General features: G+C 37.4%; 6 protein-coding genes and 1 pseudogene. 3 read left to right on the plus strand and 4 right to left on the minus strand.

The annotated features are described in order from the left end of the window. Positions 1 to 18: 18 nt before the first annotated feature. Both ACTF6W_RS07450 and ACTF6W_RS07455 read right to left on the minus strand, forming a co-directional pair. On the minus strand, positions 19 to 918 hold the full coding sequence (locus ACTF6W_RS07450; RefSeq protein WP_438993912.1) for a CDP-alcohol phosphatidyltransferase family protein: 900 nt from the start codon (positions 916 to 918) through the stop codon (positions 19 to 21). A gap of 9 nt (positions 919 to 927) precedes the next feature. Further along, complete coding sequence (locus tag ACTF6W_RS07455; protein ID WP_438993913.1) at positions 928 to 1,917, minus strand: NAD-dependent epimerase/dehydratase family protein; 990 nt, start codon at positions 1,915 to 1,917, stop codon at positions 928 to 930. A 245-nt stretch (positions 1,918 to 2,162) separates the two neighbouring features. Between ACTF6W_RS07455 and ACTF6W_RS07460 the strand changes: the two genes are divergently transcribed. Further along, positions 2,163 to 2,483 (plus strand): hypothetical protein, encoded by a 321-nt coding sequence (locus ACTF6W_RS07460; RefSeq protein WP_438993914.1) that lies wholly within the window; start codon positions 2,163 to 2,165, stop codon positions 2,481 to 2,483. On the opposite strand, the gene ACTF6W_RS07465 is transcribed toward ACTF6W_RS07460, so the two are convergent. Both ACTF6W_RS07465 and ACTF6W_RS07470 read right to left on the minus strand, forming a co-directional pair. Beyond that, positions 2,473 to 4,077, minus strand: coding sequence for a hypothetical protein (locus tag ACTF6W_RS07465; RefSeq protein WP_438993915.1), 1,605 nt, complete (start codon positions 4,075 to 4,077; stop codon positions 2,473 to 2,475). The two genes, ACTF6W_RS07460 and ACTF6W_RS07465, sit on opposite strands and share 11 nt — an antisense overlap. A 192-nt stretch (positions 4,078 to 4,269) precedes the next feature. After that, positions 4,270 to 5,454: an acetyl-CoA C-acyltransferase gene (locus tag ACTF6W_RS07470; RefSeq protein WP_438993916.1), complete on the minus strand. Its 1,185-nt coding sequence runs from the start codon at positions 5,452 to 5,454 to the stop codon at positions 4,270 to 4,272. A 128-nt stretch (positions 5,455 to 5,582) separates the two neighbouring features. On the opposite strand from ACTF6W_RS07470, the gene ACTF6W_RS07475 reads away from it, so the two are divergent. Together ACTF6W_RS07475 and ACTF6W_RS07480 are read left to right on the plus strand one after the other, a co-directional pair. Beyond that, positions 5,583 to 6,188: a TetR/AcrR family transcriptional regulator gene (locus ACTF6W_RS07475; protein WP_438993917.1), complete on the plus strand. Its 606-nt coding sequence runs from the start codon at positions 5,583 to 5,585 to the stop codon at positions 6,186 to 6,188. Further along, positions 6,189 to 6,635: pseudogene (locus tag ACTF6W_RS07480) on the plus strand (methylmalonyl Co-A mutase-associated GTPase MeaB); the annotation flags it as partial.

Below are 6,635 nucleotides of genomic sequence, written 5' to 3' on the forward strand. Positions count from 1 at the left end.
CTTCCTAATCTTACTCTATTAAATAATTTCTTTTAATCTCATGGTAAACAAGTCATTTAATATTTTTTGTTTTTGAACCAGAAACATAAGAGCGATATTTAAGGCTACCACTTCGAACCAAAAATAATATTGCGGCTCACCACTAATTGACGCGATAAATATGGCAAAAGTACGGTAATTGGCACAAAGAATAGACCAGTTATTTACAGCGGGCGCATAAAGCTCTCTGTATAGTTCTCTTATTTTTTCTTCTTTTTCTGGTGCTAAGCTCAAAACTTCTTTAATTGAATGGCGAAAATTACGATCAACTCCACTAAAGGCATATTGCATTCGAATATAACCGATATGTAGTTGATTAGCGAGTTGCCCAATCGTTGATTTGTTTCTGCCGTGATCAATTAATTCATTGATGCTTGGTAAGTCAGAAGAGGCTTTTCCTTTGCCCCAATAATCATATTCGCTTCTTTGTAATTCATAAGCGCCGGACTGTATGGCGTGACACAGCCCCGCGCCAATTGATAAAAACCAAATATCATTGCCTACGATTGGACTAAGTGCCAGGGAAATGCCGACATATACACTAATAAAAGTTACATAATCACAAACACCATCTATGACTTTTCCTATCTCGGAAAAATTTTGCGTGGCGCGGGCAAGCTGTCCATCAGCACCATCAAAAACATGCCACATAAACATAAACATGAATCCAAGAACGGCAAAAAGTGGGTTTTGATAATTAAAATAACAAAATCCCGCTAATATGCCGCAAAGCATCCCAAAAGAAGAGACCATATTGGGTGTGATCTTCAAACTAATAAAAATCGGTACCAACCAACTGCTAATAGGATGGATTATATGAACATTAGTGAATTCTTCAATTTCACCAGTGCGTTTGATACCGTCAGAATTATTTTCCATAATGTTGCCTTATGAAAGCATTTTCTTAAGACCTTGCCGCATTGTAAATTGCGGATCATAATTTAGATCTTTTATGGCTTTCTCAATTGATGCTTTTGAATGTCTAACGTCACCAGCCCTAAAATCACGATATTCGATTTTGTTAAATTCTGGCGCGTTTAGGTTTTCTTTGATCAGTTCAATTAATTGATTTAGTGATGTTTGATCACCGACTGCGACGTTATATACTTCGCTCTTTGAATTTGTTTCGCAAGTTGCCGCAAGTAAATTAATTTGGATTACATTTTCAATAAAACAAAAGTCTCGGCTGGTTTCGCCATCACCATTAATATAAACGGTTTCATTATTTTTAACAGCGCTTACCCATTTTGGGATAACGGCTGCATAGGCACCTTCGGGATCTTGACGTTGTCCAAATACGTTAAAATAACGAAGTCCAATTGAATGGAAATTATAGGTTCTGGAAAAGACATCTGCATAGAGTTCATTGACATATTTTGTCACGGCATAAGGTGATAATGGGTTGCCGATTTTATCTTCAACTTTTGGTAAATCAGGATGATCGCCATAAGTGGAACTTGAGGCTGCATAAACAAAGTTTAAAACTTTTTCTTCCTTTGCCGCTTCAAGCATATTGAGGAAGCCAGTGACATTAGATGCATTTGTGTTAATGGGGTTTGCAATTGATCTAGGTACTGACCCTAGTGCCGCTTGATGTAATACGTATTGAGCGCCCTTGATAGCCTTTTTACAACTTTCATAATCACAGATATCGCCACGGTAAAAAGTAAAGTTTTCCCATTGATCCCGAGTTACACTTTTTTCAACCGCATCTAGATTATGTTGATGTCCGGTTGAAAAATTATCTAATCCAACGACAGTTTGGTCTAATGTTAAAAGGGCTTCGACAAGGTTCGAGCCAATAAACCCTGCTGCGCCCGTCACTAACCAAGTCTTTGGGGAAGCAATAAGTTCTTTTTTTAATTCATCAAAAGTCATTTAATGCATCTACGTTTAAAAATTATTTCACTACTTGTAGTTAACTTACTTTATATTATCAAGTTTTCATGAATAATTCATGAATAAGAACACCAAAAAACTAGACCCGTGTTTAACTTTCGGTATATAAAATAAAGATGGAAGAAAAAAAGAAATCTAAGATAATAGTCATTGGTTTTATACTCTTTGTACTTACGATCTATTCTGCAAGTTATTTTTATACAAAAGACAAAAATGAAATGCTTTTGTCAGCACCTAGACTTGTATTATTGATAGGTTCGCAAGAGGCATTAAATGCTGAATTTCGTCCACTTGAAATTTCGGACCGACGTAACAAGATAAGATCGTTGGCCCAACTTGGCCTTATTCAAACAATTTCACAAGAAGATTATAACGATGGAGTCGTAGATATTATTGATCGTTATAGAGATGTTATTCAAGATAATGAATATGTAACGGCTGATTGCCTTTCATATAGTGAGACTCTTAAAAGGACTATGGCTAAAGAAGCGAAAGTCGCTTTAAAAGCAAGTTGGATTTTTTCCGCATGCGGTATTATTGAATAAGACCAGCCTTCTTAAAGCTCGTGAGATATTTTTTAGCATCTTTTTTTCTATGAAACCATTTCATACATTCCTTTTCTGCATTTTTTGGAAAGTCGGGATAAAGTCTCAAGAGGTTTTCACGTGCTTTTTTACTGGCTTCAAAATCACCAATTTCGGCAAAGTTAATGGCTTCTAAGGCATAAGGCCAAAACCAGTCAGGTGTTTCGATGGTGCTGACATATGCTTTGGCTTTATCATATTCATTTTTCAGAAAATGATTATGAAATAAAGCAAATTCGCACCAGTTGGGATGTTGTGGATTTAAAGAGATTGCTTTTTTTACAAGAGATAAACCCTGCTCAAGTTCTCCCATTAAACAGAGATAAACCCCGCTATCTGCGAGAACGGCCGGACTATTAGGGGCAAGGCTTAGCCCCATTTTGATATTATCCTGAAATTTTTCTAACTCGCCATTATGGTAATGGATTATAGTCAGAGCATACCAGGCAATAGAAAACTGCGAACTCATGCTTATTGCTTTTTCAGCTAATTTTTGTGCGCGAATTAATGCAGGTTCCTGTTCACCTTGCACATTAAAACTAAATCTATATTCGTCCAGTGTTAGAAATGAAAGCCCTGCCCAGGCATCAGCGTAATGAGGATCAATTTTGACAGCACTTTCTAAGCTTGTACGTGCTTTTAAATGTGACTTTTGTGATAAATCAAATAAATAATCATGAAAACGAAGCATTGCTTCATAAGCCTCAAGAAAATCAGTGCGGCTACGTTTCATATCAATAGCGCTTGTTCGCATTATTGTACCATATGCATCACCTATTGTTGCGCTAACTTTCGCTGCAATTTCATCTTGTACAGTGATAATATTTTCAGGCGTTAATTGATAATCAAATTTTTCCGTCCAGATTATTGCACCATTTGTACCATTTAATAACTGTGCATTAACTCTCACCATTTGTTTCGCTTGCCTAATGCTTCCTTCCAAGACGTAATGTGTTTCAAGTTCTTTTGATAATTCACGAATGTCGACAGATTTATTTTTATAAAGCGAAGTCACTTTTCGACTAATAACAAATAAACTAGGACTTAAACTCAGCTGATTTATTATTTCTTCCGTTATACCGTCTGCAAATATTGAAGCGCTTTTTTGTTCACCAATCACTTCAAATGGAAGAACGGCTATTGCGGGACCCGTAGGTGGTGCTGCTGCGGCATTAAAAATTGGATCATTAAGACTTTCATTCTCTATATCTTTTCTTGTCTTAAATTCGGGTTTATACTTTCCCTTAGGTAAAGTAATTAATATTGGTGACTTCTTTCCCTCGGCTAAATAATAGCTTTCTAATAAACGTCTTAATCTCCCTGCCTCAACACGGACAATGGCATCTGTTTGCGGATCAAAATTCTCATCTTTATCAAATACTTCTAGTCCGAGTGTGTAGCCTTTTATGAGATGGGCATTTCCAGATAGACTTTCATTGACAACATAACTAAGAAATCGTTTGAGACGATTTTTATTTTCAAACAGCGGACTATTTTGTATTTCAGTTAGCTGTTTAAGTATGTAGTCCGTTGGAATAGAAATATGAGCCGCCATTATTTATTGATGCAGCATATAACATACAAAATATGTCGAGAATGAGAAGAAAAATATTCAAAATGAAAAGTAATCAGCGATGCATGTGTAGGGGGGAAGTGACTGCACGGGAATGACGATCACATACGTGCATCGCTGACATAGCTATTATACGTTTGAAAAATCAATTTCCTGCGAATTAATGATATTTTTTCAAATTAATTCTAATGCTATTGCAGTTGCTTCCCCGCCACCAATACAAAGACTCGCTATGCCGCGTTTACCGTTATGTGTTTTTAAGGCAGAAAGTAATGTTATCATTATGCGTGATCCAGAAGAGCCTACAGGGTGACCTAAAGCGCAAGCACCACCATGAACATTAACTTTTTCATGATCAAGATTAAGGTCATGCATTGCGGCCATGGTCACTACAGCAAAGGCTTCATTGATTTCATAAAGATCAACATCAGCATCCGTCCAACCGGTTTTCTTATAAAGTTTTTCCATCGCGCCTACTGGTGCGGTGGTGAACCAATTTGGTTCTTGTGCATGTACGCTGTGATCAATAATACGTGCAATCGGTTTAATTCCTCTTTTTTCCGCTTCACTTTCCCGCATCATAATTAGGGCTGATGCGCCATCTGAAATTGAGCTAGCGTTGGCTGCGGTCACCGTTCCATCTTTTGCAAATGCAGGGCGAAGTGAAGGAATTTTCTCAGGACGCGCTTTTCCAGGCTGCTCATCTGTATCAATTACAGTTTCACCTTTTCTGCTTTTAACCGTAACAGGAGTAATTTCATCTTTAAAATATCCTTTATCGATAGCAGAATTTGCACGAGATAATGAGGCAATAGCAAATTCATCTTGTGCTTCACGTGTGAAACTATATTTTTCTGCGGTTTTTTCAGCAAAAACGCCCATGAGTGTACCTGTGTCATAGGCATCTTCTAAACCATCAAGAAACATATGGTCTTTAACTTCACTGTGACCTATGCGTGCGCCACTTCTCATTTTGGGTAAGATATAAGGGGCATTGCTCATGCTTTCCATGCCACCAGCAACAACAATGTCAGCCGACCCCGCCATAAGTGCGTTATGGGCTAATCTTACGGTTTCCATGCCGCTACCACACATTTTATTAACGGTGGTACAGGCAGTATTTTTAGGAAGGCCAGCGCCTAATGCAGCTTGCCTTGCAGGAGCTTGTCCAATTCCAGCAGGGAGAACGCATCCCATATATACCTCATCAATATCTTCGACATTTAATGATGTTTGCTCAAGTGCACCCTTAATAGCTACCGCACCTAACGCGGGAGCAGTTACACTAGCAAAATCACCCTGAAAACCACCCATTGGGGTTCTTGACATGCCAACTATCACGATATTTTCTTGAGTCATTTTGGTATTCCTTTGAATAAAAAAGATGTTTTTTCTAGATAATATGTTACTATTCAGTAACATATATATGCATGAGATCGTAAAAATCAATATATATATGATTAATAATATCAGTAGGAATATAAAAAATGCAAGCGGTGGGAAAAAATAAAACCCGTGAAGAAAAGAGAAAAGAGAAGCTCGATATCATTTTGAGAAATGCTTCGAAAGCATTTATGGAAAAAGGGTATTATAAAACTTCGCTTGATGATATTGCACAAATGCAAAATGTTACTAAACCTACCCTTTATTATTACATTAAAAACAAAGAAGATATATTAGTGAAATGTGAAGAGGAGGCATGCCTTCGCATCAATGGTTTACTTGATGAAATAATTTTAATCAACGGCAATGGTTTCCAGAAATTATATCAATTTGTTCAAGGCTATATCAACATTGTTACCGATGACATAATACGTTGCCACGTTCGTCATCGTGGTCAGATGGAAGAAGAAAGTTTAAAGTTAAAGAGCATCCAAAACCATAAAGATATAGAAGCAAGGGTTCGTGAAATAATTAGAATAGGTATTGAAGACGGCTCGATACGTGAATGTAATGCAACCATTTTAGCCATCTTACTTTTTGATAGTTTAAATGGAATTAGTTCATGGTATAAGTCCGACGGGCAAGTGAAATCCGATGAGTTAACAGAAGAAGTTTTGGCATTAGTAACTCACGGTGTAATTGGTGATTAAATGCATGAATTGACCGATAAAATCTTATCAGGAAATCGCAGAGCAATTGCGAAGGCCATCACACTCATCGAATCATCGCGAAGTGATCATCAAAATAGTGCTCAAGAACTATTGACAGATTTACTACCACATTCCGGAAATTCTATGCGGTTAGGCTTAACCGGAATACCTGGTGTTGGAAAATCAACTTTTATAGAAGCATTTGGAAAATTTTTAACTGCCCAAAATATGAAAGTAGCAGTTCTTGCTATTGACCCTTCCTCAAAAATTACGGGCGGATCCATTCTTGGTGATAAGACACGTATGGAAGAATTAGCAAGAGATGCAAACGCATTTATCAGACCGACCCCTTCAAAAGGGACATTAGGCGGAATTGCTAGGTATACCCGTGAAGCGATGATTGTTTTGGAAGCCGCCGGATATGATTTGATCATCATTGAAACCGTT

The organism is Pseudemcibacter sp., assembly GCF_965661635.1.
Taxonomy (GTDB): Bacteria; Pseudomonadota; Alphaproteobacteria; order Sphingomonadales; family Emcibacteraceae; genus Pseudemcibacter.

Excerpts from the sequence above, each read along its gene's own strand:
- ACTF6W_RS07465 (WP_438993915.1), bottom strand. The coding sequence starts at position 4,077 with ATGGCGGCTCATATTTCTATTCCAACGGACTACATACTTAAACAGCTA.
- ACTF6W_RS07455 (WP_438993913.1), bottom strand. The coding sequence starts at position 1,917 with ATGACTTTTGATGAATTAAAAAAAGAACTTATTGCTTCCCCAAAGACT.
- ACTF6W_RS07450 (WP_438993912.1), bottom strand. The coding sequence starts at position 918 with ATGGAAAATAATTCTGACGGTATCAAACGCACTGGTGAAATTGAAGAA.
- ACTF6W_RS07470 (WP_438993916.1), bottom strand. The coding sequence starts at position 5,454 with ATGACTCAAGAAAATATCGTGATAGTTGGCATGTCAAGAACCCCAATG.
- ACTF6W_RS07475 (WP_438993917.1), top strand. The coding sequence starts at position 5,583 with ATGCAAGCGGTGGGAAAAAATAAAACCCGTGAAGAAAAGAGAAAAGAG.